Origin of the sequence: Pseudarthrobacter sp. 1C304 (assembly GCF_052245515.1) — a bacterium.
Lineage (GTDB): Bacteria > Actinomycetota > Actinomycetes > Actinomycetales > Micrococcaceae > Arthrobacter.
Window position 1 is genome coordinate 660555 of sequence record NZ_JBQQCH010000001.1, and the last position, 21319, is coordinate 681873.

Here is a 21319-nt window from a genome sequence, read left to right on the forward strand (position 1 = left end):
GCCCGCATGTTTCCAGCGAGTTCGGCAGCCGGGCCCCGGAGATGGCTAGGCCAGGACCTGCCGCTTGGAGGAAATGACGCCGGTATCGAACCCGGCCAGATGCAGGCCGCCGTGGAAACGGGCATGCTCAATCTTCACGCACCGGTCCATGACCACGTCGAGCCCGGCGGCCTCCGCTTCCTTGGCAACGTCCTCATGCCACGACCCCAGCTGCAGCCACAGCGTCTTGGCGCCGGCCGCGACGGCCTCGTCCAGGACACCCGGCAGGTCATCATGCTTGCGGAACACGTCAACAATGTCCGGGCTTTCCGGCAGGTCCGCGAGCGAGGCGTACGTGGGTTCGCCCAGGATCTCCTTGACCACGGGGTTGACGAAATACACCTTGTAGCGCGTGGAGGACTGCAGGTAGGTCGCCACAAAGTAGCTGGCGCGGGACGGCTTGTCCGAGGCGCCCACAATCGCGATGGACTTTGCCTGCCGCAGCAGGTTCAGCCGTTCCGGCGCCGAGGGCCCGGTCCAAGTCCGCTCTTGCGTGCTCATGCGTTCGCTCCGATCGTGCAGGTTTCTGCCTCAGTGGGTTCAGTGTCCGCGGATACACCGTCGGCCGGGACGTCCGACGCGGCGGCCAGGGCCTGGTCGAGGTCCCACAGGATGTCCTCGATGTCCTCGAGCCCGACCGAAATGCGGACCAGGTCCTCGGGGACACCCGCGGATTCGAGCTGTTCCGGGCTGAGCTGTTGGTGGGTGGTGGAGCCGGGGTGGATCACCAGGGTCCTTGAGTCGCCGACGTTGGCCAGGTGCGAGGCCAGCTGCAGGGACTCGATGAACTTCTGTCCCGCGGCCCGGCCGCCCTTCACGCCGAAGGAGAACACCGAACCGGGGCCCAGCGGCAGGTACTTCGCGGCCCGTTCGAAGTGCGGGTGCGAGGGCAGGCCGGAGAAGTTTACGTAGGCCACGCGCTCGTCCGCCTCCAGCCATTCCGCCACGGCCTGGGCGTTCCGCAGGTGCTCGTCGAGGCGCTGCGGGAGGGTCTCGACGCCCTGCAGGAGCTGGAACGCCGACTGCGGGGACAGCGCCGGGCCAATGTCACGCAGCTGCTCGCAGCGCAGCTTCGTGAGGAAGCCGTACTCGCCGAAGTTCCCCCACCAGGAGACGTTGCCGTAGGACGCGACGGGCTCGGTCATGGCGGGGAACTTGCCGTTGCCCCAGTCGAACCGGCCGCTTTCGACAATCACGCCGCCGAGGGTGGTGCCGTGCCCGCCGAGGAACTTGGTGGCGGAGTGGATCACGATGTCCGCCCCGTGCTCGATCGGCCGCACGAGGTACGGGGTGCTCAAGGTGGCGTCGACCACGAGCGGGATGCCGGCGTCGTGCGCCACCTTGGCCAGCCCCTCCAGGTCCTGGACTTCCGACGACGGGTTGGCCACCACCTCGACGAAGATCGCCTTGGTGTTCTCCCGGACCGCGGCGGCGTAGTCCGCGGGGTCGGTCCCGGGGACGAACGTGGTGTCCACCCCGAAGCGGCGCAGCGTGACGTCCAGCTGGGTCACGGTGCCGCCGTAGAGCTGGGAGGCCGCGACGATGTGGTCACCGGACTGGGTCAGCGCGGCGAAGGTGATGAACTCCGCGGCCATGCCCGAGGACGTGGCCACGGCGCCGATTCCGCCCTCCAGGGACGCAATGCGCTCCTCGAACGCGGCCACGGTGGGGTTGCCGATCCGGGAGTAGATGTTGCCGTACTTCTGCAGCGCGAAGAGGTTGGCGGCGTCCTGGGTGTCCTTGAACACGAAGGACGTGGTCTGGTAAATCGGCACGGCCCGGGCGCCGTGCTCGGCGTCGGGCGTGCCCCCGGCGTGCAGTGCGCGGGTGCGGAATCCGAAGGTACGGTCAGCCATTACGCGTTCACCTCGATCTTGGTGTGGTGGGTGGGGACGAGTTCGGTGCCGTGTTTGCGGGCCAGGTCGGCCTCGAGTTCGCGGACGATCGGCAGGATGTCCTTACCGAACGCGGCCACCTCCTCCTGGAAGTGCAGGTAGCAGGTCAGGAGGAGGTTCACGCCGATCTTCTTGTACTCGACGATTCGTTCCGCGATCTGCTCGGGGGTGCCGATCAGCTGGGTCTTGAACCCGTCGTTGTACTGGATCAGGTCCTCGAAGCTGGAGTCGGCCCACATGCCCTTGCCGTCCTTGGTGGACGCGCCGGCCTCCTGGACCGCGTCACGGAAGCCTTCGACGGCGGGCTTGTGCGCCTTTGCCACGATCTCACGGAGGGTCTCGCGGGCCTCCTTCTCAGAATCCCGGGCGATGACGAAGCCGTTGAGGCCAAATTTCGGGGCCGCCAGGGCGCCCCCGGTGCCCCGGCCGGCCTCACGGGCGGAGGCGACCACCCCGGCGATGTTCTCCTTGAAGCCTTCCAGGTCCTTGCCGTTGGAGAAGTACCAGTCCGCCACCCGGCCGGCGGTGGCCTGGGCGGCGGTGGAGTTGCCGCCGAAGAAGATGTCGGGGTGGGCCCGGCCCGGCACGTCCACCGGGGCGGGCTGCAGGGTGAAGTCGGTGATGTTGTAGTACTTGCCGGACTGGCTGAAGTTCTTTTCCGTCAGCAGGCCGCGGAGGACCTTGATGAATTCCTCCGTGCGGACGTAGCGCTCGTCGTGCTCCAGCCATTCGAGGCCGAAGTTTTCGAACTCCGCCTTGAGCCAGCCCGAGACAATGTTCACGGCGGCGCGGCCGTTGGAGATGTGGTCCGCGGTGATGAGGTATTTCGCCAGCACACCGGGGTGCCACATGCCGGGGTGGACGGCGGCGATCACCTTCAGCCGCTCTGTGGCGGCCAGGAGCGCCAGGCTGAACGAGGTGGCCTCGTGCTGCTTGTCGGCGCCGTAGGAAGCGGCGTAGCGGGTCTGGGTGAGGGCGTACTCGAAGCCGGAGCTTTCGGCGATCTGGGCGAGTTTCTTGTTGTACTCAAAGTCCCAGCCGGTGCGCTGTTCAATGGTGGAGACCACCAGGCCGCCGGAGACGTTCGGGACCCAGTAGGCAAACTTGAGCGGTTCGGAAAGACGGGCGACGTTGCTGTTGTCAGTCATGGGAGTTCCTTACTTGCAGGTGGTGCGGTGGTGTTGTTGCGTTCACGAAGGACGGACTGGATGCCGGCGATGCACGGTTCGTTCTGCAGGGAAGTGGTGTCGCCGAGCGGGGTTCCTTCGAACAGTTGGGTCAGCAGCCGGCGCATGATTTTGCCGCTGCGGGTCTTCGGCACATCGGGAACGACGACGACGTCGCGCGGCTTGGCGATCGGCCCGATCTTGTCGCCGACCCAAGCCTTCAAATCGGCGGTAACCCCCTCCGTAGCCGCGCATCGCGCGAGCGAGGAACGAGCGAGTGAAGTGATCGGACCGGGGTCCCCGGGCGAGCTTGCGAGCTCGGGGGAGTCCGTGAACGCTAAGCGGCGGGAGGGGGTAACCGCCGATTCCCGAAGTACGACGAACGCGACGATGGCGTGGCCGGTCTTCGGGTCCGCGACGGGGCAGACGCCGGCCTCCACCACGTCCGGGTGGGCGACGAGCGCCGATTCGATCTCGATCGTGGAGAGCAGGTGGCCGGAGACGTTGAGGGTGTCGTCCACCCGCCCCAGGATCCAGATGTCGCCGTCGTCGTCGTACTTGGCGCCGTCGCCCGCGAGGAACCAGCCCTGGTCCGCGTACTGGCGCCAGTACGAGTCGAAGTACCGCCGCGGGTTGCCCCACACGGTGCGGGCGATGGCGGGGCCGGGGGCGTCCACCACAATAAAGCCCTGGACGCCCGGCGGCACGGTGTTGCCGGCGTCGTCCACGATCCGGGTGCTGACGCCGGGCAGCGGGCGGGCCGCGCAGCCGGGCTTGAATGTCGTGTCGGTGGGGGCGGGGGAGAGGATGGTGGCACCGGTTTCGGACTGCCACCAGGTGTCCACCACGGGCGCGGTGCCGGCGCCCACGTTGTCCCGCAGCCAGCGCCAGGCCTCGGGGTTGACGGCCTCACCCACAGTGCCGAGCAGCCGGATGGAGGAAAGGTCGTAGCCGGCCGGGACGCCGTCGGGGAACCAGCCCATGAGGGACCGGACCAGGGTGGGCGCGGTGTAGTACTGGGTGACGCCGTAGCGTTCGATGATCTCGAAGTGCCGGCCGGGGTGCGGGGTGTTCGGGGTGCCCTCGAAGATCACCTGGGTGGCGCCGTTGGACAGGGGCCCGTACAGCTCGTAGGTGTGCGCCGTGACCCAGGCGAGGTCGGCGGTGCACCAGTGGACGTCCTGGTCGCGCAGGGCGGGGTCGGGGTTGCTGAAGAGGTGTTCGAAGCTCCAGGACGCCTGTGTGAGGTAGCCGCCGGAGGTGTGCACCAGGCCCTTTGGCTTTCCGGTGGTGCCGGAGGTGTACATGATGAACAGCGGCGTCTCGGCATCGAACGCTTCCGCTTCATGCACGTCGGAGGCCTGCCCGACGGCGTCGTGCCACCACACGTCGCGGCCTGCCGTCATGGGAACGGTGTGCAGGAATTCCGGAGCCGTGGTCCGGTTGACCACGAGGACGTGTTCGATCGCGTTGTCCCCGGACACGGCGGTATCCGCGTTGTCCTTCACTGGCACGGCGGTGCCGCGGCGGAACTGGCCGTCCGTGGTGACCAGGAGTTTGGCGCCGGTGTCCTCCACCCGGAAGCGGAGCGCCTCGGCTGAGAAACCGCCGAAGACCAGCGAGTGGATGGCGCCGATCCGGGCCACGGCCAGGGTGATGATCACGGTTTCCGGGAGGACCGGGAGGTAGATCACCACCCGGTCGCCCTTGGTGATGCCGAGGTCCAGGAGCGCGTTGGCGGCCTTGGAGACTTCGCGCTGGAGGTCCGCGTAGGTGATGGTGCGGCGGTCGCCCGGTTCGCCTTCGAAGTGCAAGGCGACTTTGTTCCCGCGTCCCGCCGCTACATGGCGGTCGACGCAGTTGGTGGCGACGTTGAGCCGGCCGCCGGCGAACCAGGTGATGTCCGGGCCGAGGCCGGCCCCGACGTCGGCCGGGACGCGGCGGTGGGTGGTGTGCCAGGGCCGGTCCTGCCCGGGCGCCTCTTCCCAGTCGAGCCGGAGTGCGGCTGCTTCCCAGAACGCGAGGCGTTCCGCTTCGGTGGCCGGGGCGCCGGCCGGGATCACGGCCGGCGCCGCTTCTGTGGTTACGCCCATCGTTTCACCGCCCATTTCTCTGCGAGGCCCAGCAGGGCGTCGGTGGTTTTTCCGATCACGGCGAGCAGCACGATGGCCAACAGGAGCCGGTCGGTGCGGCCGTTGTTCTGGGAGTCGGTGAGCAGGAAGCCCAGGCCCATCGAGGAAGCGATGAGTTCGGCGGCCACAAGGAACAGCCACGCCTGGGCGAGGGCCAGCCGCAGGCCGGAGAAGACGGCCGGAACCACGGCCGGAAGCTGGACGGTGGTCAGCAGCTTCACGCCCTTGAGCCCGAAGGCGCGGGCCGCTTCCACCAGGTTCCGGTCCACGTGCCGCAGCGCGAGGGAGACGGTGGTGAACACCGGGAAGAACGCGCCGATGAGGATCAGGGTGACCTTGGAGTCCTCGCCGATCTTCATCCAGAGGATAAGGAGCGGCACCCACGCAAGCGACGGGACGGCGCGGAGCGCGCCGATGGTCGGTGCCAGCAGGGCATCCGCAACCTTGGACAGGCCCACCAGCGAGCCGAGCACCAGGCCCAGGGCCGCGCCGGCGGCGAAGCCGATCAGCACACGCTGGGTGGAGATGGCGATGTGCTGGCCCAGCTGCCCGCGCTGGAGGAGGTCGATGCCTGCCTCGAACACCATGGCCGGCGGCGGGAGCTGCACCACGCTGAACGCCCCGGCCGCTGTGGACAGCTGCCAGGCGGCCAGCACCGCGGCGGGAATGATCAATCCAAGGAGCAGACGCGCCCAGCCGTTGGCCAGGATCCCGGCGGGGGACCATCCGTTCGCCGGGGAGCCGCTCGGACCCGAATCGGGCGAGCCCGGCCGGGCAGCGTCTGCCGTAGTTGCGGGGGCGGCTGCAGCGCGCCCATCCGCAACAGTGGTGCCGGTGAAGTGCGGGGTTCCTGAGTGCGGCATCAGGAATCCTTGATGGCGGACGGATCCGCCTTCTTCACCAGCGAGTCATCAAGAAGGGTGGCCACGGCGTCGTCGATCTGCTGCTGGCTGGCCACATCGCCGGTCTCCACGAACGTGGGGCCGATCTTCGCCAGAACCTTGCGCTGCGCGTCGCCGGGTGCCGGATCGACGTCGAGGTTGCTGCGCTCCAGCACCACGGTCTTCGCGACGGCGAGGTCGAGGCCGGCGACGTCGGCGAGGATCTTCGCCGTCTCGTCCGGGTTCGCGGCGGCCCAGGCGCGGGCCTTCTCATAAGCGTTGACCACGGCCTGTGCCTGCTGCGGCTTGTTCGTCAGGAAGGATTCCGTGGCGTTCAGGAAGCCGTAGGTGTTGAACGAAAGGTTCCGGTAGAACAGCTTGGCGCCCTTTTGCTCTGCGCCGGCCATGATCGGGTCCAGGCCTGACCAGGCATCCACCGAGCCGTTTTCCAGCGCGGCGCGCCCGTCCGCGTGCTGCAGGTTCTGCACCGTGACGTCCTTTGCGGAGACGCCGGCCTCGGCGAGGGACTGCAGCAGGAAGAAGTAGGGGTCGGTGCCCTTGGTCGCGGCGACGGACTTGCCCTTGAGGTCGGCCACGGCGGCGATGCCGGAGGAGTCCTTGGCCACCAGGGCTGCCCATTCCGGCTGGGAGTAGATGTCGATGGTCCTGATCGGCGATCCGTTGGCGCGGGCCAGCAGCGCGGCGGACCCGGCGGTGGAGCCGACGTCGATCGCGCCGGAGCGCAGCGCCTCGTTGGCCTTGTTGGACCCCGCGGACTGGACCCAGTTGACGGTGACGCCCTGGTCCTTCAGGGAGGCCTCCAGCCAGCCTTTTTCCTTGATCACCAGGCTGAGCGGGTTGTAGGTGGCGAAGTCGATGTTGAGCGTGCCGCCCTCGACGGCGGCGTTTGCCGCGGGGGTCCCGCCGGAGCCTTCCCCTGCGACGCAGCCGGTGAGGGCCAGGGCGGCGGAGACGGCGGCGGCGCCGAGGACCGAGCGGCGGGTGGCTTTGCGGGCGAACGGCATGGTGCTCCTTTGGGGGCTGAAGGAATGGAGAGATGCGGGGGAAGCTGGGAAAGGGGAAGGGGTGTCCGGGACGTGCAGCCGGGGCACGTGCGACGGCGGTGAACCCGAGGGGCCGCTGGGGGCGGTTAGTGGCCGTCGACGCCGAGCGTCGCCAGGAGCGTGGCCCGCAGGCGGGCCAGTTCCACGGAACCGCGGTCGCGCGGGCGCTCGCCGGGGACGGCGACGGTGTGCACGATCGTCGCGCCGGCACGCCCGCTGTCGCCGTCCTTGCCCAGGACGATGATGCGGTCCGCGAGCCGGAGGGCCTCGTCGACGTCGTGCGTGACCAGCAGCACCGTGGTGGGCTCGGCACGGTGGATGTCCAGCAGCAGGTCCTGCATCTTGATCCGGGTCAGTGCATCCAGGGCACCGAAAGGTTCGTCGAGGAGCAGGACGCCGGGGTTCCGGGCGAGGGCCCGGGCGAGGGAGGCGCGCTGGGCCATCCCGCCGGAAATTTCGCGGGGGCGGTGTTTGGCGAAATCCGTGAGGCCCACGAGGTCCAGCAGCCGGGCCACCTTCGCCTTACCGTCCCTGGCGCTGATGCCGGCGGGCAGGCCGATCGCGATGTTGGCCTGCAGGGTGTGCCACGGCAGGAGGCGCGGCTCCTGGAAGGCGAAGGCGCAGCGGGAGTCAATGCCCTGGACCGGGGTGCCGTCAATTTCGACGCTGCCGGCGGTGGGGGAATCGAGCCCGGCCGCGGCCCGGAGCAGCGTGGACTTGCCGCAGCCGGAGGTGCCCAGGATGGCCAGGACCTCGCCGGCGCGGATGTGGGTGTCCACGTCGCGCAGGACGGTGTGGGCTTCTGCGCCGGTGCCGAACGTGCGGCCCAGCGAGCGGAAGGCAACCGGCAGCGCCGGGGTGCGGGTGGCTCCGGCGGCGGCGTGCGAGGACGCCGCGGGCGCGGAGGAGGACAGGACAGCAGTCATAGGGATACTCCATCGGTCCTGGCAGTAGCACCCTACGGAATGAGCCTTGATCCGGGTGGTCAGTCCGGCGGGTCCCTTGGCTCATACCTTGCTATCGCCGGCATCCAGGGACGGATGACGGCGACCAGGGTTGCTGCGGCTTCATCGATCCAGGTCTCTCGGCCGCTCGGGATGGTCGCTTCCTACTAAAACGGAAATGGGGCTTTTTCCCAAACTGGCATGTTTTCCTGCGTAATATTCGGTCCGGCCGTCGCTCCGGTCCGGGTGGCAGTCATAAATTCGCCGCGGGTGCGCGGGCGGCTCGGGTGCGCGGGTGCGCGGGCGGGGGAGAGCCCGGACCCGCGTGGCCCTTGGCCGGCACCGGGCCGCTAGGCTGTGCGTATGGCCCATGTCAACGATCCGGCAGTCCTCGAAAAGCTCCTGCGCACGAGGGGGCGGTGGGCCATTGTCGGCCTGTCCACCAACCAGTGGCGGGCCGCGTATGACACATCGCTGTTCATCCGTGACCGGCTGGGCATGGAGATCATTCCGGTGAACCTGCCCGCCGACCCCGTGCACGGCGAAACCGGCTACGCCGCACTGTCCGACATCCCCGCCGGGAAGCAGCCGATCGACGTCGTCGACTGCTTTGTGAACTCCCACAAGGTGGGGGCCGTGGTGGACCAAGCCATCGCCGTCGGCGCGAAGGCGGTGTGGATGCAGCTGGGCGTCATCGATGAAGCCGCCGCTGCCCGGGCGAAGGCCGCCGGACTGGACGTCATCATGAACGCCTGCCCGGCGCAGGACGCCCCCCGGTTCGGTCTCTGACCGCTGTTCCTTCGCGACGGCGCACCCCTGCACCCCGACCGGGGCGCCGGGTAGGCTCGAACCATGGATGTAGCTGCGCTCCGGGCCATCTGCCTGGGATTCCCCGGCGCCTTCGAAGACTTCCCGTTCGGCCCGGACACATCGGTGTTCAAAGTGCGGTCAGCGGTATCCGGCGGGACCCGCCACGCGGCCAAAATGTTCGCATTGTCCGCCATGGATCCGGACGATTTTGCGGTGAGCCTGAAATGCGAGCCGGCGCTGGCCGAGCAGCTGCGCGCCGCCCACCCGGAGATCACCGGGGCGTGGCATCTGAACAAGAGACACTGGAACGGCGTGCGACTGGACGGGGACCTTCCGGACGCGATGATCCGCGACCTGGTGGAGGACTCCTATGACCTGGTGGTGGCGTCGCTGACCCGGCGCCAGCAGGAGCAGCTGGGCTGGGCGCGGCTGGCCGGCGGAGAGCTGCCCTGATGGAAGCCCCGCGGATTGCGGCCGGCGAGCTGAACTACCCCGGGATCGGCTGCACCGAGCCGGCTGCCGGTGGGCGTGTCCCGACCGACGTCGGGAACGGTGCGGTACCCGAGGGCTTCGAGCACCTGGGCGCCCAAGAATGGATCGGCGACGGCGAAGCGGCGTACCGGCGCGCCGTGCAGGGGCTGCTGACCTGGGAACTGCACCGCCGGGCCGGCCTGCGCGTCCGGGCTGAAACCGGCGTTGTTGTCGCCGGCGCGCGCGTGGTGAATGGCTTCGGGGTTGGGCCCTTCCGGATCCCTGCCCCTTGCGAGGTGGTGTGGGTGCGCGGTCCGGTGCCGGGCGGCGGGCCGCAGTGGGCGGGTTTCGGCTATGGCACGTTGCCCGGGCACCCGGTCCGGGGCGAGGAATCGTTCGTCATCTCACTCGACGCGCGGGACCGGGTAATGATCACGGTCACGGCCGTCGCGGCGCCCGCCAACTGGTTCTACGAGGCCGGCGGCGCCGTGACAGCCTGGGCGCGGCGGCGTGTCACTTCCCGATACCTTAGGAGTGCACGGGAACTGGCCGCAGGTTGACTGAGCAGGAGCAGGTGGATGCTGAACCAAGAGACCCTTGACCGTTTGTGGAACTTTGAAGATCCCGCCCTTTCCGAGGCCCGGTTCCGGGCGGCCGCCGCGGATCCGGCCTACGACGCCGATGAATGCGCCGAACTGCAGACCCAGGTGGGCCGTGCCATCGGGCTGCAGGGCCGGTATGAGGAAGCCGACGCGCTGCTGGACGCGATCGACGGCGATGAGCCCACCGTCGCCGTCCGGGTCCTCCTGGAACGCGGCCGGCTGCTGAATTCCAGCGGCCACGCGGAAATGGCCGTGCCCCTGTTTGAACAGGCCGCCGAACTCAGCGACCACCTGGGCGAGGAGTTCCTGGCCGTGGACGCGCTGCACATGCTGGCCATCGCGGATGCGGCGCACACCGAGACCTGGACGCGCAGCGCGCTGGAGTACGCTTCGACGGTCCGCGACGACCGGACCCGGCGCTGGCTGGTGGCCCTGCACAACAACCTGGGCTGGACGCTGCACGATGCGGGGCGCTGCACGGAGGCGATGGTGGAGTTCCAGCTCGCTGAACAGTGGGCGGAACGGATCGGCACCCCGCGCCAGCAGGAACTGGCCCGCGAGGCGATCCGCACCTGCTGACCCCGCCACAGCTGCAACGCGGGGTCATTCCGCGCCCATCCCGCCCCCTCCGACCGGCCGGATGTGACCCCGCGTTGACGTGTTGCAACAATGGAAACCCCGACCGCCGCACCGAAAGGCATCCGAAGTGATCTTCATCGTCGTTAAATTCAAGGTCAAGCCCGACTGGACCGACCGCTGGCTGGGCATTGTGGACGGCTTCACCCAGGCCACCCGGCAGGAACCGGGCAACCTCTGGTTCGACTGGTCCCGCAGCGTGGACGATCCCAATGAGTTCGTACTCGTCGAGGCCTTCAAGGACGACGCCGCGGGCGACCACGTCAACAGCGCCCACTTCAAGCAGGCCATGGCGGACATGCCCCAGGCCCTGGCCGAGACCCCGCACATCATCAGCCGCCAGCTCGACGGCGACGGCTGGGACCGCATGGGCGAACTGACCATCTAGGAGCCCCGACCCATGTGGATCGGGTGGATCGAGTTCGACGTCCTCCTTGGTGACGTCCACAGCCTGAAGGAGAAACGCTCCGTCGTGCGCCCGGTGCTTGCCGAGCTCAAGCGCCGCTTCGACGTCTCCGTGACCGAGGCCGGCCTGCACCACCAGTACCGTCGCACCGTGATCGGCGTCGGGCTGGTCGCAGCGGACCGGGCGCACCTCGTTGAGGTGCTGGCCGCCGTCGAACGTTTTGTCGCCGCACGTCCGGAACTCGAACTGCTCAGCGCCCGCCAGAGGGAACTCCGCAGCGACGATTAAAACATCAACGCGGGGTCACTTACCGCCCATCCCGAGGGGATTTATGGGCGGTAAGTGACCCCGCGTTGCTCTCTGCGGCGGCGGGTGGGGACTAGGCGAAGTACTTCGGCAGGGTCGCCTCGTGGGCTTCGCGGAGCGCCGCAAGGTCCAGGGTCTCGACGCCGGTGATTTCCAGCGTGCCGCCCTCGGCGTCCACCACGCCGATCCGGGCGTGCGCAAAGCCGCGTGCGGTGCACATGTCCGTGAACCGGATCTCCTCGGAGCGGGGCACGGACACGATCGCGCGGCCCTGCGTCTCGGAGAACAGCGCCGTGAACAGGTCCACCCCATCGCGGTCCAGGACGTCCTGGAGCGCGATCCGTGCCCCCACGCCGTAGCGCAGCGAGGACTCCACGAGCGCAGCCGCGAGGCCGCCTTCGGAGAGGTCGTGCGCGGCGTCCACCATGCCGTCGCGGGAGGCGTTGATCAGGATTTCACCCAGGGCACGTTCCGCGGCGAGGTCAACCTTCGGCGGCAGGCCGCCGAGGTGTCCGCGCATGTTGGACCATTCCGAGCCGTCCAGTTCCGCCGCCGTCGTGCCGAGCAGGTAGATGGCCTGGCCGTCTTCCTTCCAGCCCGACGGCGTGCGGCGTGCGACGTCGTCGAACTTGCCCAGCACTGCCACGACGGGCGAGGGGTGGATGGGCGTGGTGCCGGTCTGGTTGTACAGCGAGACGTTGCCGCCGGTGACCGGGATGCCGAGCACCATGCAGGCGTCGGACAGGCCGCGGATGGCTTCGGCGAGCTGCCACATGACGTCCGGATCCTCCGGGGAGCCGAAGTTCAGGCAGTCGCTGACGGCCATGGGCACGGCGCCGGAGGTGGCCACGTTGCGGTACGCCTCGGCCAGTGCCAGCTGCGCGCCGTGGTACGGATCGAGGTAGGTGTAGCGGCCGTTCGCGTCGGTGGCCAGGGCGACGCCCAGGCCGGTTTCCTCGTCCACGCGAACCACGCCGGCGTCGTCCGGGAACGCCATGGCGGTATTGCCGCCGACGTAGCGGTCGTACTGCTGCGTGATCCAGGCCTTGCTGCACATGTTCGGCGAGGCGACGAGCTCGGTAACGGCGGCGGCCAGTTCCGCGGGTGCGGAGGGGCGGCCGGCGTCCTGCACGGAGCCGGTGAAGGAATCGGCCTGGACCGCGTCCTGCCACTCGGGGCGGGCGTACGGCCGGTCGTAAACCGGGCCGTCGTGGGCAACGGTGCGCGGGTCGACGTCGACAATGACTTCGCCTTCCCACGTGATGATCAGGCGGCCGGTGTCCGTGACTTCGCCCAGCCACGAGTACTCCACAGCCCACTTGTCCATGACCGCTTCAAACGCGGCGATGTTCTCCGGGGTGACCACGGCCATCATGCGTTCCTGCGACTCGGACATCAGGATTTCGCCCGGGGTCAGGGTGGGGTCGCGGAGCAGCACCGAGGTCAGCTCGACCTGCATGCCACCGTCGCCGTTGGAGGCGAGCTCGGACGTGGCGCAGGAAATGCCCGCCGCGCCGAGGTCCTGGATGCCCTCCACCAGGGAGCCCTTGAACAGCTCCAGGCAGCACTCGATCAGGACCTTCTCGGCGAAGGGGTCGCCCACCTGGACGGCGGGGCGCTTGGACGGCTTGGTGTCGTCAAACGACTCCGAGGCCAGCACGGAAGCTCCGCCGATGCCGTCGCCGCCGGTGCGGGCGCCGAACAGCACCACCTTGTTGCCCTTGCCGGAGGCGTTGGCGAGGCGGATGTCCTCGTGGCGCATGACGCCGACCGCGAGGGCGTTGACCAGCGGGTTGCCCTGGTAGACGGAATCGAAGACCATTTCGCCGCCGATGTTCGGCAGGCCGAGCGAGTTGCCGTAGCCGCCGATGCCGGCCACCGCGCCGTGCATCACACGCGCCGTGTCCGGGTGGTCGATGGCGCCGAAACGCAGCGGATCCATGACCGCGACCGGGCGGGCGCCCATGGAGATGATGTCGCGGACAATGCCGCCGATGCCGGTGGCGGCACCCTGGTAGGGCTCAACGAACGACGGCGAGTTGTGGGACTCGATCTTGAACGTCACGGCCCAGCCGTCGCCCAGGTTCGTGACACCGGCGTTTTCGCCGATGCCCACCAGCATGTCCTTCTTCATCTCGTCGGTCACCTTTTCGCCGAACTGGCGCAGGTGGTTCTTGGAGGACTTGTAGGAGCAGTGCTCGCTCCACATCACGGAGTACATGGCCAGCTCGGCGCCGGTGGGGCGGCGGCCCAGGACCTTGACCACCTCGTCGAACTCGTTCTGCTTCAGGCCCAGCTCGGCCCAGGGGAGCTCCACGTCCGGGGTCTTGGCCGCGTTCTCGACGGTGTCGATGTTGAACTTCTTGGTCTCGGCGGCGGTGCCTGCCGTCCGGCCGGTCGTCGTCTCCGTCATTTGTTGTCTCCCACGATCTTGTTCAGGACAGAGGTGAAGAAGCCAAGGCCTTCGGTGCCGGAGCCTTCCTCTGGGCCAAAGCCCGCCTCCACGGCGTGCTCGGGGTGCGGCATGAGCCCCACCACGTTGCCCGCGGGGTTGGAGATGCCGGCGATGTCGCGGCGGGAGCCGTTCGGGTTCCAGCCGACGTAGCGGAACACCACGCGGCCCTCGGCCTCCAGGGCATCCAGGGTCTTCTCGTCGGCGATGTACTGGCCGTCCTGGTTCTTCAGCGGCACCGTGATTTCCTGGCCTGCAGCATAGTCGCCGGTCCAGGCCGTGGTGTTGTTCTCCACGCGCAGCACCTGGTCGCGGCACATGAACTTCAGGTGGTCGTTCTTGATCATCGAACCCGGCAGCAGGTGGGACTCCGTGAGGATCTGGAAACCGTTGCAGATGCCCAGGACGGGCAGCCTGGCGTCCGAATTGGCGGCGTCGATGATCTTGGACATCAGCGGAGCGAACCGCGAGATGGCGCCGGCGCGGAGGTAGTCGCCGTAGGAAAAACCGCCGGGAATGACGACGGCGTCGACGTCGCCGAGGGTGGTGTCCGCGTGCCAGAGCGCCACCGGGGTGGCGCCGGCCAGGCGGACCGCACGGACGGCGTCGCGGTCATCCAGGGTGCCGGGGAAGGTGACGACGCCGATCTTCGCACCCGCGAGCTGGCGAACATCAGAACCGTGGGCCGCGACGGCGACTGCCTCGCCGATCAGGGGGAGTTCAGTCATCTCAGGCCTCGACGACCTCGACGTTGACGACGTCCTCGATGACCGGGTTGGACAGCAGGGTCTCTGCGGCGTTCCGGGCCTGGGCCAGGATCTCCTCGGTCACCTCGCCGTCCACCGTGAGTTCGAAGCGCTTGCCCTGGCGGACAGCGCTGAAAGCGGTGAAGCCCAGCCGGGGCAGTGCACCCACGATGGCCTTCCCCTGCGGGTCGAGAATCTCGGGCTTGGGCATGACGTCGACAACGATCCGGGGCATCCGGCAACTCCTGTGCGTGAGCATTGGGTAAGGGCGCAGCGGAGTGGTGCCGTCTCACGCCGATCCGTGTGTGATGGACACAACGGGAAAGGGCGCTCCGCGAGCTTGCATGCCCATTCTACCGGCCACGGTGCGTGCCGCCGCATTCGGCCGGGAGTGTGAACCTTCCCGCACCAGTGGGGCCCGCCGGGCCTGAGCTTTGCCAGCGGGGTTCCGGGCCGCCCGGAACGGCCCGCGGCGGTGCTCTGGCCACTGCGGTGGCCCGTCAGTAGGCTGTGCCTATGGCTGAGAAATCGAAATCCGTGCTTTTGCCCGTTGTTGCCGCCGCGGTTTTCGCGGGCCTCGGGCGGATGGTCCTGCAGAAAATCAAGGCGGACCGCAAGGCCCGGGAGACGAATGTTGCCGGACCCCTGGATGACAAGACCCGCGCCTGGATCAGCGACGTCGTGAGGACGCCCCGCCAGTAACCATCCCCGGCGGCTGCAGCAACACCCCCGGACCCACGGCCCCGGCGGCCGTGCCTCCCGCGCGCCCGGAACCCCCGCGCTAATTTCCCACCCTCGTCGATTCCGTGCGCCCGCGCGCTTGGCGCCCGGCAGATTCCGTGGCCCGTTTTACCCGGGACAACCGAGCCATTTGTCGACGGGTGTGACAAATTTTGATTTCCCTTCTGTGGTCTATGTCATATCTGGCTCTCAGTCTGTACTGTATGAATCGGCTGGTATCCGTCGGGGCCGCAAGAGACTCAGCTCTTTCCGTCCTCCCAGTCCTTTGACCCGGCCGGAACGCCGGGACCGTTCCTTATGAAAGGTTCAACCACACGTGAAATCACCAGGAAAGAGCTTCCTTCGAAGCGGGGGACTCCGGAGGGCCGTGGCACTGACCCTGGGCCTGCCGGTTCTCTTGTCAACAGTTGCGATCGCGCCCGCCACCGCGGCACCGGGATCCACCGTTGCGCAAGTTGCACAGAAGAATCTGGACCCCGGCAACTACCCGGACGGGCGGTACATCGTACTGCTGGCCGAGAAGCCGGCAGCGAGCTACGAAGGCAGCACGGCAGGTTTTCCGGCCACCAAGCCGGCGTCGGGCAAGAAGCTGGACACCGGGAAGGCCGAGGTCAAGAAGTACCGGGCCCACCTTGAAAAGAAGCAGGCCGACGTCGCGGGCCAGCAGAATGTCCAGATCCAGCGCCAGTTCTCCGCTGCGGTCAACGGCTTCAGCGCAAAGCTCACCACGGACCAGGCCGTAAAGCTGGCCAAGGATCCCAGCGTCCTGGCGGTTTCCCCGGATACCGAGAACGCTCCGGACTACTCGAGCACCGATTTCCTCAAGCTCAGCGGTGAGAACGGCACCTGGAACACCAAGTTCGGCGGCCAGGACGGTGCCGGCAAGGGCGTCGTCGTCGGCGTCATCGACACCGGCTACACCCCCTCAAGCCCCTTCTTCGCCGGCGAGGAAGTCAAGCCCCTGGTTGGCGCCCCTGTGGTCGGCGAGCCGTACAGGACGGCGGACGGCAAGATCGCGATGCTGAAGTCCGACGGCGACACCTTCATCGGTGAATGCCAGAAGGGCGAAGACTTCGACGGTTCTGCCTGCAACTCCAAGGTCCTCAGCGCGCACTACTTCGCCGACGACTTCCTCGAATTCGTCCCCCCGGAAAACCGCGCCTCGCAGGAGCTGATCTCCCCGGTAGACGTCGACAGCCACGGCACCCACACCGGCAGCACCGCCGTGGGCAACCCCAACGTCGAGACGTTCGTCGACGGCCGCAGCTTCGGCCTGACCAGCGGCATCGCGCCCGCCGCCAAGCTCTCCGTGTACAAGGTCTGCTGGGAAGACACCGACCCCAACACCGGCGGCTGCTACAGCTCCGCGTCCGTGGCCGCCGTCGAACAGGCCCTGGAAGACGGGGTGGATGTGCTGAACTACTCCATCTCCGGCTCCGCGACCTCCGTGATCGACCCCGTCTCGGTGGCCTTCCTGAATGCTGCCGCAGCCGGCGTCTTCGTTGCCGCCTCGGCCGGCAACTCGGGCCCCACCGCGAGCACCGTCAACCACGGCGGCCCCTGGGTCACCACCGTTGCGGCCAGCAGCTTCTCCCAGGAGCTGCAGGGCACTGTTGAATTCGCCGACGGCACCAAGTTCCGCGGCGCCAGCATCATGAACAAAGAGGTCAAGGACGCCGGCGTCGTCCTCGCTGCCAATGCGGCCGCGGCGGCGGGCAACCCGAACGCCGCGCTGTGCGGCCCGGACACCCTGGACCCCGCCAAGGTGGCCGGCAAGGTTGTGGTCTGCGACCGCGGCACCTTCGACCGCGTCGCCAAGAGCGCCGAAGTGGCCCGCGGCGGCGGCGTCGGCATGATCCTGGTGAACCTGAGCAGCTCCTCGCTGGACACGGACAAGCACGCCGTCCCCACCGTCCACGTGAACCCGCCGGCCACCGAAGCCATCAAGGCCAAGGTCGCGGCTGAGCCGGGCACCACCGTCTCGCTGGCCAACAAGGACACCACCGGGCTGCCGCTCGAAGCCCAGCCGCAGATTGCCGGCTTCTCTTCCCGCGGCCCGCTGCTTGCCACCGACTCCGACCTGCTGAAGCCTGACGTCGCCGCTCCCGGCGTCGCCGTCCTGGCCGGCGTCTCACCGATCGGCACCGGAGGCGACGAGTTCGGCTTTATGTCCGGCACCTCCATGGCCGCCCCGCACGTTGCCGGCTACGGCGCGCTGCTCCTGGGCAAGAACCCCACCTGGTCGCCGGCCACCATCAAGTCCGCCATGATGACCACGGCAGGCGATGTGGTCAACGCTGACGGCTCCAAGAACACCGACGTCCACGCCACCGGCGCCGGACAGGTGGACCCGGCACGCATGACCGATCCGGGCCTGGTGTACGACGCGAACCTCCAGGACTACCTGAACTTCATCCAGGGCTCGGGTGTCAACATCGGCCAGCCGTCCAGCACGCTGCCGCGTGACATGAACGTGCCGTCCTTCTCGCTGGGCAACCTCGCCGGCAAGATCACCGTCACCCGCACGCTCACCGCTCTGACCCCGGGCGTTTACAAGGTCAAGGCCAACGTGCCCGGCATCAAGGTCAACGTGGCCCCAGCCGCCCTGAACTTCAAGGCCGCCGGCGAAACGAAGACCTTCAAGGTGAGCTTCGAGAACAACGGCGCCGCCCTGGGCCAGTTCGCGATGGGTTCCCTGTCCTGGGAAGGTGCGGGCAAGACCGTCACCTCGCCCATCTCCGTCCGTCCGCAGTCCGTCGTGGCGCCCAAGAGCGTTGACTTCACCACGGACTCCGGTACGGGTTCCGGCGACATTAACGTGGTCTCCGGCACGGACAAGCCGGTGGACATCACGCTGGACGGTCTCTCCAAGGCCGATTCCGAGGCCATCGAACTGGTTCCGGGGCCGTTCGCCGCCCGCGCCGATGCTTCGACCTTCGTCAAGACCGTCCAGGTCCCGGCAGGTTCCCCGCTCGCCAAGTTCTCGGTCATTTCCTCTGACCCGGCCGCGGACTTCGACATGTGGGTGGTCACCCCCCGGGGTGTCCTGACGGTGGCAACGGCCTCGGCCAGCGAGACGGTGTCCGTCTCCAACCCGGCGGCCGGTTCGTACACGATCTACGCGAACCTGTATTCCAGCCCGGACGGCAAAGCCCGCAAGGCAACCGTTGACGCTGCAGTCCTGGGTTCCAACGAGGACAACGCGACCGTCACGCCGGACCCTCTGGTGCTGCCCAACGGATCCTCGGGCAAAGTCACGCTGAACTGGAACGGCCTGGAGCCCGGCTCCTACATCGGCAGGGTGACCTTTGCCGGGTCCAGCCAGCCGACGTTCGTGAGCGTGCTGGTCAACGCCGCCGGTGAAACTGCGGTGGCTCCGACGTCGGGCGGGCAGCCCACGTTCCAGAACGCGGAAGTGGACCGCCCCAACAACGCCGTCTAGGCGCAGTACCACCTATCAACACAACGGCAAGGGCCGGCGGCTTCCACCGCCGGCCATTGCCGTTTAAGTTGCCAGCAGGCAGCCCGGCCCCTGCCGGTGAGATTGCCGGGAGGGCTGCCGGGCCGGCGGCTGCTCAGACCGCGCCCGTGGAACCAGCCACCCCGCCCAGCAGCGGCGCCATGGTCCGCCAGCGGGCAATCTCGCAGCCGTCGGTGCGGCTGAAAAGGCTGTTGACTTCTTTGCCCATGAACCGGCCGGTCACGACTGCCACCTGCGGCCCGCCGTACTGCTGGGTGCACATCTTTGGTGGCCCGGGCTTCGGGAAGAAAATGGCCTCCCCGTGCTGGGTCACCGCAACGAGGGCTGCCGCGGAATCGGGGAGCGTGCACTCCGCGGCGAGGGTGCCGCCGCTGGCCGCCAGACGGAACACGTGTTCCGGGGCGCCGGGCGCCTCGGTGAGGCGGACCGTCAGATCGATGTCCGGACCGGCGGGAATGTCAGGGGTGCGTGGACCCTCAGGGGTGGCTGTCATTGCTGTCCTTCCGTGCTGTCGAGTGCCGGACGCCAATCGGCTGCCGCCTGGAGCAGCGGCGAGAGCTCCCGCAGCAGCCGCTGCCGCAGGGCCTGTGATTCGGCGGCGAACGCCCGCTGGTACTCGACGTACGCGGCTTTGCCTTCAGCGGTTTCGATCGGGATGGCCGGATAGCCCCAGGCGCTCAAGTCGTAGGGCGAGGCCTGCATGTCCATGGCCCTGATACGCCAGGACAGCTCGAAGCAGTCCATCACCAGCTCACTGGGCAGCAGGGGCGCCAGCTTGTACGCCCACTTGTAGAGGTCCATGTTGGCGTGCAGGCAGCCGGGCTGTTCCATGGTCCGCTGGTTCTCGCGGCTAGGCTCCAGACTGTTGAGCGGCACGGCGTCCGGCGTGTAAAAACGGAAGGCATCGAAGTGCGAGCAGCGGATCCGGTTCTCCTCGACCACTTCATCCGTCCGCCGCGATCCCAGCCGCAGCTGCAGGTACTCGTGCCGGAGGTCGAACCTGTCCTGCCGGTAGACCATCGCCCACTCGTGCAGCCCGAAGCAGCCGAACTGGGCCGGGCGGGCCGCTGTCCCGGACAGGATGATCCCGGCGAACTGCAGGGCGTCGCGGCGGTCACGCAGGAAGCCCTCGACGTCGACCGTGACGGCGGGAGTGCCCGCCGGCAGGCCCGCCGCGGCGAGTTCGCCGCCGTCGGCCCTGCGGTAATACTTCCAGCCTGCGCGCTCTGCCGCGGCAGGGCCGGACAGGACGACGCCGGCACCCGCGTGCCAGCGCTGCAGCTGGCCGGGTTTCTGGGTGTAGTAGGTAAAGAGGAAGTCCTCGACGGGGTGCTTTTTGCCCGCTGACCTCCGGGCGAGATACGGGTCCGCGTAGCCCTGGACGCGCAGGTGATGGGCGGCCTGGCGTGCCAGCCAGTCGTGCGGCGGGAAGTGCTGCAGCTTAGACAGCTCCGCCGGTGGAGCCAAGGACGTCCTTGGCAGCGTTCCAGAGGGCAATCTCGCAGCCGTCGGTAAGGCTGAAGTTCGTTTCGACCGGCTGCCCGTCCACGACTCCCGTGACGGTGGCCTGTTGCGGGCCTCCGTACTGCATGGTGCAGGCCTGGTCGGTCGGCCGGGGCGCGGGGCTGAGGATGGCAGCGTTGTCCTTCAGGGCGAGGCAGGCCGCCGCGGCGTCGGGGTGCTGGCTTTCGGCAGCCGGGGCGCCGTCCACGCACACCAGCGTGAAGTTCTCGGGTGTGGCCGTCTCAGAGGGCTTGACCGAGATGGCCAGTTCCGCGTTGCCCTGCCCGGGACCGGAGGTCACGGGCGCGGCGGACGGGGCGGGGGCAGGAGTCTTCGTTTCGGCGTCCGCTGACGGAGTGCCGGTTGCGGAGGGGCTCTCGGTGCCCGGCGGGGCCGTGGTTGTCGGGGCAGGACCGCCACCCGGTGTGCAGGCGGCCAGCCCGGCCGCCACCATCAGAACAAGTGCCGCGTGGCTCAGTTGCTTGCGCATCAGCTGTCCTCCTGTGTTTTGCCCAGTCTACCGCTGGGACGGCCCGTCGGGGGCGGTCTTTGTGGCCGCGATCAGGTCCATCATGGCGGCATGCAGCTGACTGACCTGGTCGCGGGTCAGGCCCAGCCGGTCCATCATGGTCCCCGGCACGGCCAGGGCCTGCTGCCGCAGGGCGGCGCCCAGCGGGGTCAGGTCCACGGCGAGGGTCCGTTCATCGCCGGGGACACGCCGGCGGGTGATGAACCCGGCAGTCTCCAGGCGGCGCAGCAGGGGAGAGATGGTGGCCGGTTCCTGGGCGAGGGCGTCGCTGATGTCCCGGACGGAGCGCGGGCTGGACTCCCAGAGGCACAGCATCACCAGGTACTGGGGGTGGGTCAGCCCCAGCCTGTCCAGCACGGGCTTGTAGGCTCCGACCACACTGCGGGATGCCACCGTAAGGGCAAAGCAGAGCTGGTGCTCGAGCAGGAGGTCCTCCTCGGCTACTTCGGTCACATGCGTCACTGGGCCCTCCCGGAAATAGTTAGTGCACTAATCATTAGCGTACACTGGTGGTA

The 21319-nt window shown here is 68.3% G+C and carries 22 protein-coding genes; 8 read left to right on the forward strand and 14 right to left on the reverse strand.

Features of this window, described 5'->3' with window-relative positions; all coding sequences use genetic code 11:
- Window positions 1–45 precede the first annotated feature (45 nt).
- The 7 genes from ACTWQD_RS03170 to ACTWQD_RS03200 form a co-directional block, all read right to left on the reverse strand.
- Complete coding sequence (locus tag ACTWQD_RS03170; RefSeq protein WP_443194732.1) at window positions 46–540, reverse strand: CoA-binding protein; 495 nt, start codon at window positions 538–540, stop codon at window positions 46–48.
- Window positions 537–1895, reverse strand: coding sequence for an O-acetylhomoserine aminocarboxypropyltransferase/cysteine synthase family protein (locus tag ACTWQD_RS03175; protein ID WP_443194733.1), 1359 nt, complete (start codon window positions 1893–1895; stop codon window positions 537–539). The genes ACTWQD_RS03170 and ACTWQD_RS03175 overlap by 4 nt, the downstream gene beginning before the upstream one ends.
- Window positions 1895–3082 carry a dimethylsulfone monooxygenase SfnG gene (gene sfnG, locus ACTWQD_RS03180; protein ID WP_443194734.1) on the reverse strand — a complete coding sequence of 396 codons (1188 nt, stop codon included), beginning with the start codon at window positions 3080–3082 and terminating at the stop codon, window positions 1895–1897. The genes ACTWQD_RS03175 and sfnG overlap by 1 nt, the downstream gene beginning before the upstream one ends.
- Window positions 3079–5193 carry an acetate--CoA ligase gene (locus ACTWQD_RS03185; protein WP_443194735.1) on the reverse strand — a complete coding sequence of 705 codons (2115 nt, stop codon included), beginning with the start codon at window positions 5191–5193 and terminating at the stop codon, window positions 3079–3081. The genes sfnG and ACTWQD_RS03185 overlap by 4 nt, the downstream gene beginning before the upstream one ends.
- Window positions 5184–6095, reverse strand: coding sequence for an ABC transporter permease (locus tag ACTWQD_RS03190; RefSeq protein ID WP_443194736.1), 912 nt, complete (start codon window positions 6093–6095; stop codon window positions 5184–5186). Before ACTWQD_RS03190 ends, ACTWQD_RS03185 begins: the two co-directional genes overlap by 10 nt.
- The gene (locus tag ACTWQD_RS03195; RefSeq protein ID WP_443194737.1) at window positions 6095–7138 is read right to left on the reverse strand and encodes an aliphatic sulfonate ABC transporter substrate-binding protein; all 1044 of its coding nucleotides are present in this window, start codon (window positions 7136–7138) and stop codon (window positions 6095–6097) included. Before ACTWQD_RS03195 ends, ACTWQD_RS03190 begins: the two co-directional genes overlap by 1 nt.
- A 125-nt stretch (window positions 7139–7263) precedes the next feature.
- Window positions 7264–8103, reverse strand: coding sequence for an ABC transporter ATP-binding protein (locus tag ACTWQD_RS03200; RefSeq protein WP_443194738.1), 840 nt, complete (start codon window positions 8101–8103; stop codon window positions 7264–7266).
- Window positions 8104–8484: 381 nt separating this feature from the next.
- On the opposite strand from ACTWQD_RS03200, the gene ACTWQD_RS03205 reads away from it, so the two are divergent.
- From ACTWQD_RS03205 to ACTWQD_RS03230, 6 genes are all read left to right on the forward strand, one after another.
- Window positions 8485–8910: a CoA-binding protein gene (locus tag ACTWQD_RS03205; protein WP_443194739.1), complete on the forward strand. Its 426-nt coding sequence runs from the start codon at window positions 8485–8487 to the stop codon at window positions 8908–8910.
- Between the two features lie 63 nt (window positions 8911–8973).
- Complete coding sequence (locus ACTWQD_RS03210; protein WP_443194740.1) at window positions 8974–9384, forward strand: MmcQ/YjbR family DNA-binding protein; 411 nt, start codon at window positions 8974–8976, stop codon at window positions 9382–9384.
- On the forward strand, window positions 9384–9962 hold the full coding sequence (locus ACTWQD_RS03215; protein ID WP_443194741.1) for a DUF1990 family protein: 579 nt from the start codon (window positions 9384–9386) through the stop codon (window positions 9960–9962). The genes ACTWQD_RS03210 and ACTWQD_RS03215 overlap by 1 nt, the downstream gene beginning before the upstream one ends.
- A gap of 18 nt (window positions 9963–9980) precedes the next feature.
- Window positions 9981–10583, forward strand: coding sequence for a hypothetical protein (locus ACTWQD_RS03220; protein WP_443194742.1), 603 nt, complete (start codon window positions 9981–9983; stop codon window positions 10581–10583).
- A gap of 127 nt (window positions 10584–10710) precedes the next feature.
- Window positions 10711–11028 carry a putative quinol monooxygenase gene (locus ACTWQD_RS03225; RefSeq protein WP_443194743.1) on the forward strand — a complete coding sequence of 106 codons (318 nt, stop codon included), beginning with the start codon at window positions 10711–10713 and terminating at the stop codon, window positions 11026–11028.
- A 12-nt stretch (window positions 11029–11040) separates the two neighbouring features.
- The gene (locus ACTWQD_RS03230; RefSeq protein ID WP_443194744.1) at window positions 11041–11334 is read left to right on the forward strand and encodes a DUF503 domain-containing protein; all 294 of its coding nucleotides are present in this window, start codon (window positions 11041–11043) and stop codon (window positions 11332–11334) included.
- Window positions 11335–11425: 91 nt separating this feature from the next.
- Here ACTWQD_RS03230 and purL read toward each other — a convergent pair whose 3' ends face one another.
- The 3 genes from purL to purS are packed head-to-tail and all read right to left on the reverse strand — an operon-like array spanning window position 11426 to window position 14785.
- Window positions 11426–13765 (reverse strand): phosphoribosylformylglycinamidine synthase subunit PurL, encoded by a 2340-nt coding sequence (gene purL / locus ACTWQD_RS03235; RefSeq protein WP_443194745.1) that lies wholly within the window; start codon window positions 13763–13765, stop codon window positions 11426–11428.
- The gene (gene purQ, locus ACTWQD_RS03240) at window positions 13762–14532 is read right to left on the reverse strand and encodes a phosphoribosylformylglycinamidine synthase subunit PurQ (protein WP_443194746.1); all 771 of its coding nucleotides are present in this window, start codon (window positions 14530–14532) and stop codon (window positions 13762–13764) included. The genes purL and purQ overlap by 4 nt, the downstream gene beginning before the upstream one ends.
- A 1-nt stretch (window position 14533) precedes the next feature.
- Entirely contained in the window at window positions 14534–14785 is a 252-nt protein-coding gene (gene purS / locus ACTWQD_RS03245; RefSeq protein ID WP_056427643.1) for a phosphoribosylformylglycinamidine synthase subunit PurS, read from the reverse strand.
- A 281-nt stretch (window positions 14786–15066) separates the two neighbouring features.
- On the opposite strand from purS, the gene ACTWQD_RS03250 reads away from it, so the two are divergent.
- Window positions 15067–15252 (forward strand): hypothetical protein, encoded by a 186-nt coding sequence (locus ACTWQD_RS03250; RefSeq protein ID WP_443194747.1) that lies wholly within the window; start codon window positions 15067–15069, stop codon window positions 15250–15252.
- A gap of 406 nt (window positions 15253–15658) precedes the next feature.
- Window positions 15659–18733, forward strand: coding sequence for a S8 family serine peptidase (locus ACTWQD_RS03255; protein ID WP_443194748.1), 3075 nt, complete (start codon window positions 15659–15661; stop codon window positions 18731–18733).
- 133 nt (window positions 18734–18866) lie between these two features.
- On the opposite strand, the gene ACTWQD_RS03260 is transcribed toward ACTWQD_RS03255, so the two are convergent.
- From ACTWQD_RS03260 to ACTWQD_RS03275, 4 genes are read right to left on the reverse strand one after another with little or no spacing between them, the layout of a single operon-like run.
- Complete coding sequence (locus tag ACTWQD_RS03260) at window positions 18867–19265, reverse strand: serine protease inhibitor (RefSeq protein WP_443194749.1); 399 nt, start codon at window positions 19263–19265, stop codon at window positions 18867–18869.
- Entirely contained in the window at window positions 19262–20239 is a 978-nt protein-coding gene (locus tag ACTWQD_RS03265; RefSeq protein ID WP_443194750.1) for a 3-methyladenine DNA glycosylase, read from the reverse strand. The genes ACTWQD_RS03260 and ACTWQD_RS03265 overlap by 4 nt, the downstream gene beginning before the upstream one ends.
- Window positions 20214–20765: an SSI family serine proteinase inhibitor gene (locus ACTWQD_RS03270; protein ID WP_443194751.1), complete on the reverse strand. Its 552-nt coding sequence runs from the start codon at window positions 20763–20765 to the stop codon at window positions 20214–20216. The genes ACTWQD_RS03265 and ACTWQD_RS03270 overlap by 26 nt, the downstream gene beginning before the upstream one ends.
- 27 nt (window positions 20766–20792) lie before the next feature.
- Window positions 20793–21266 carry a MarR family winged helix-turn-helix transcriptional regulator gene (locus ACTWQD_RS03275; RefSeq protein WP_443194752.1) on the reverse strand — a complete coding sequence of 158 codons (474 nt, stop codon included), beginning with the start codon at window positions 21264–21266 and terminating at the stop codon, window positions 20793–20795.
- Between the last annotated feature and the right edge of the window lie 53 nt (window positions 21267–21319).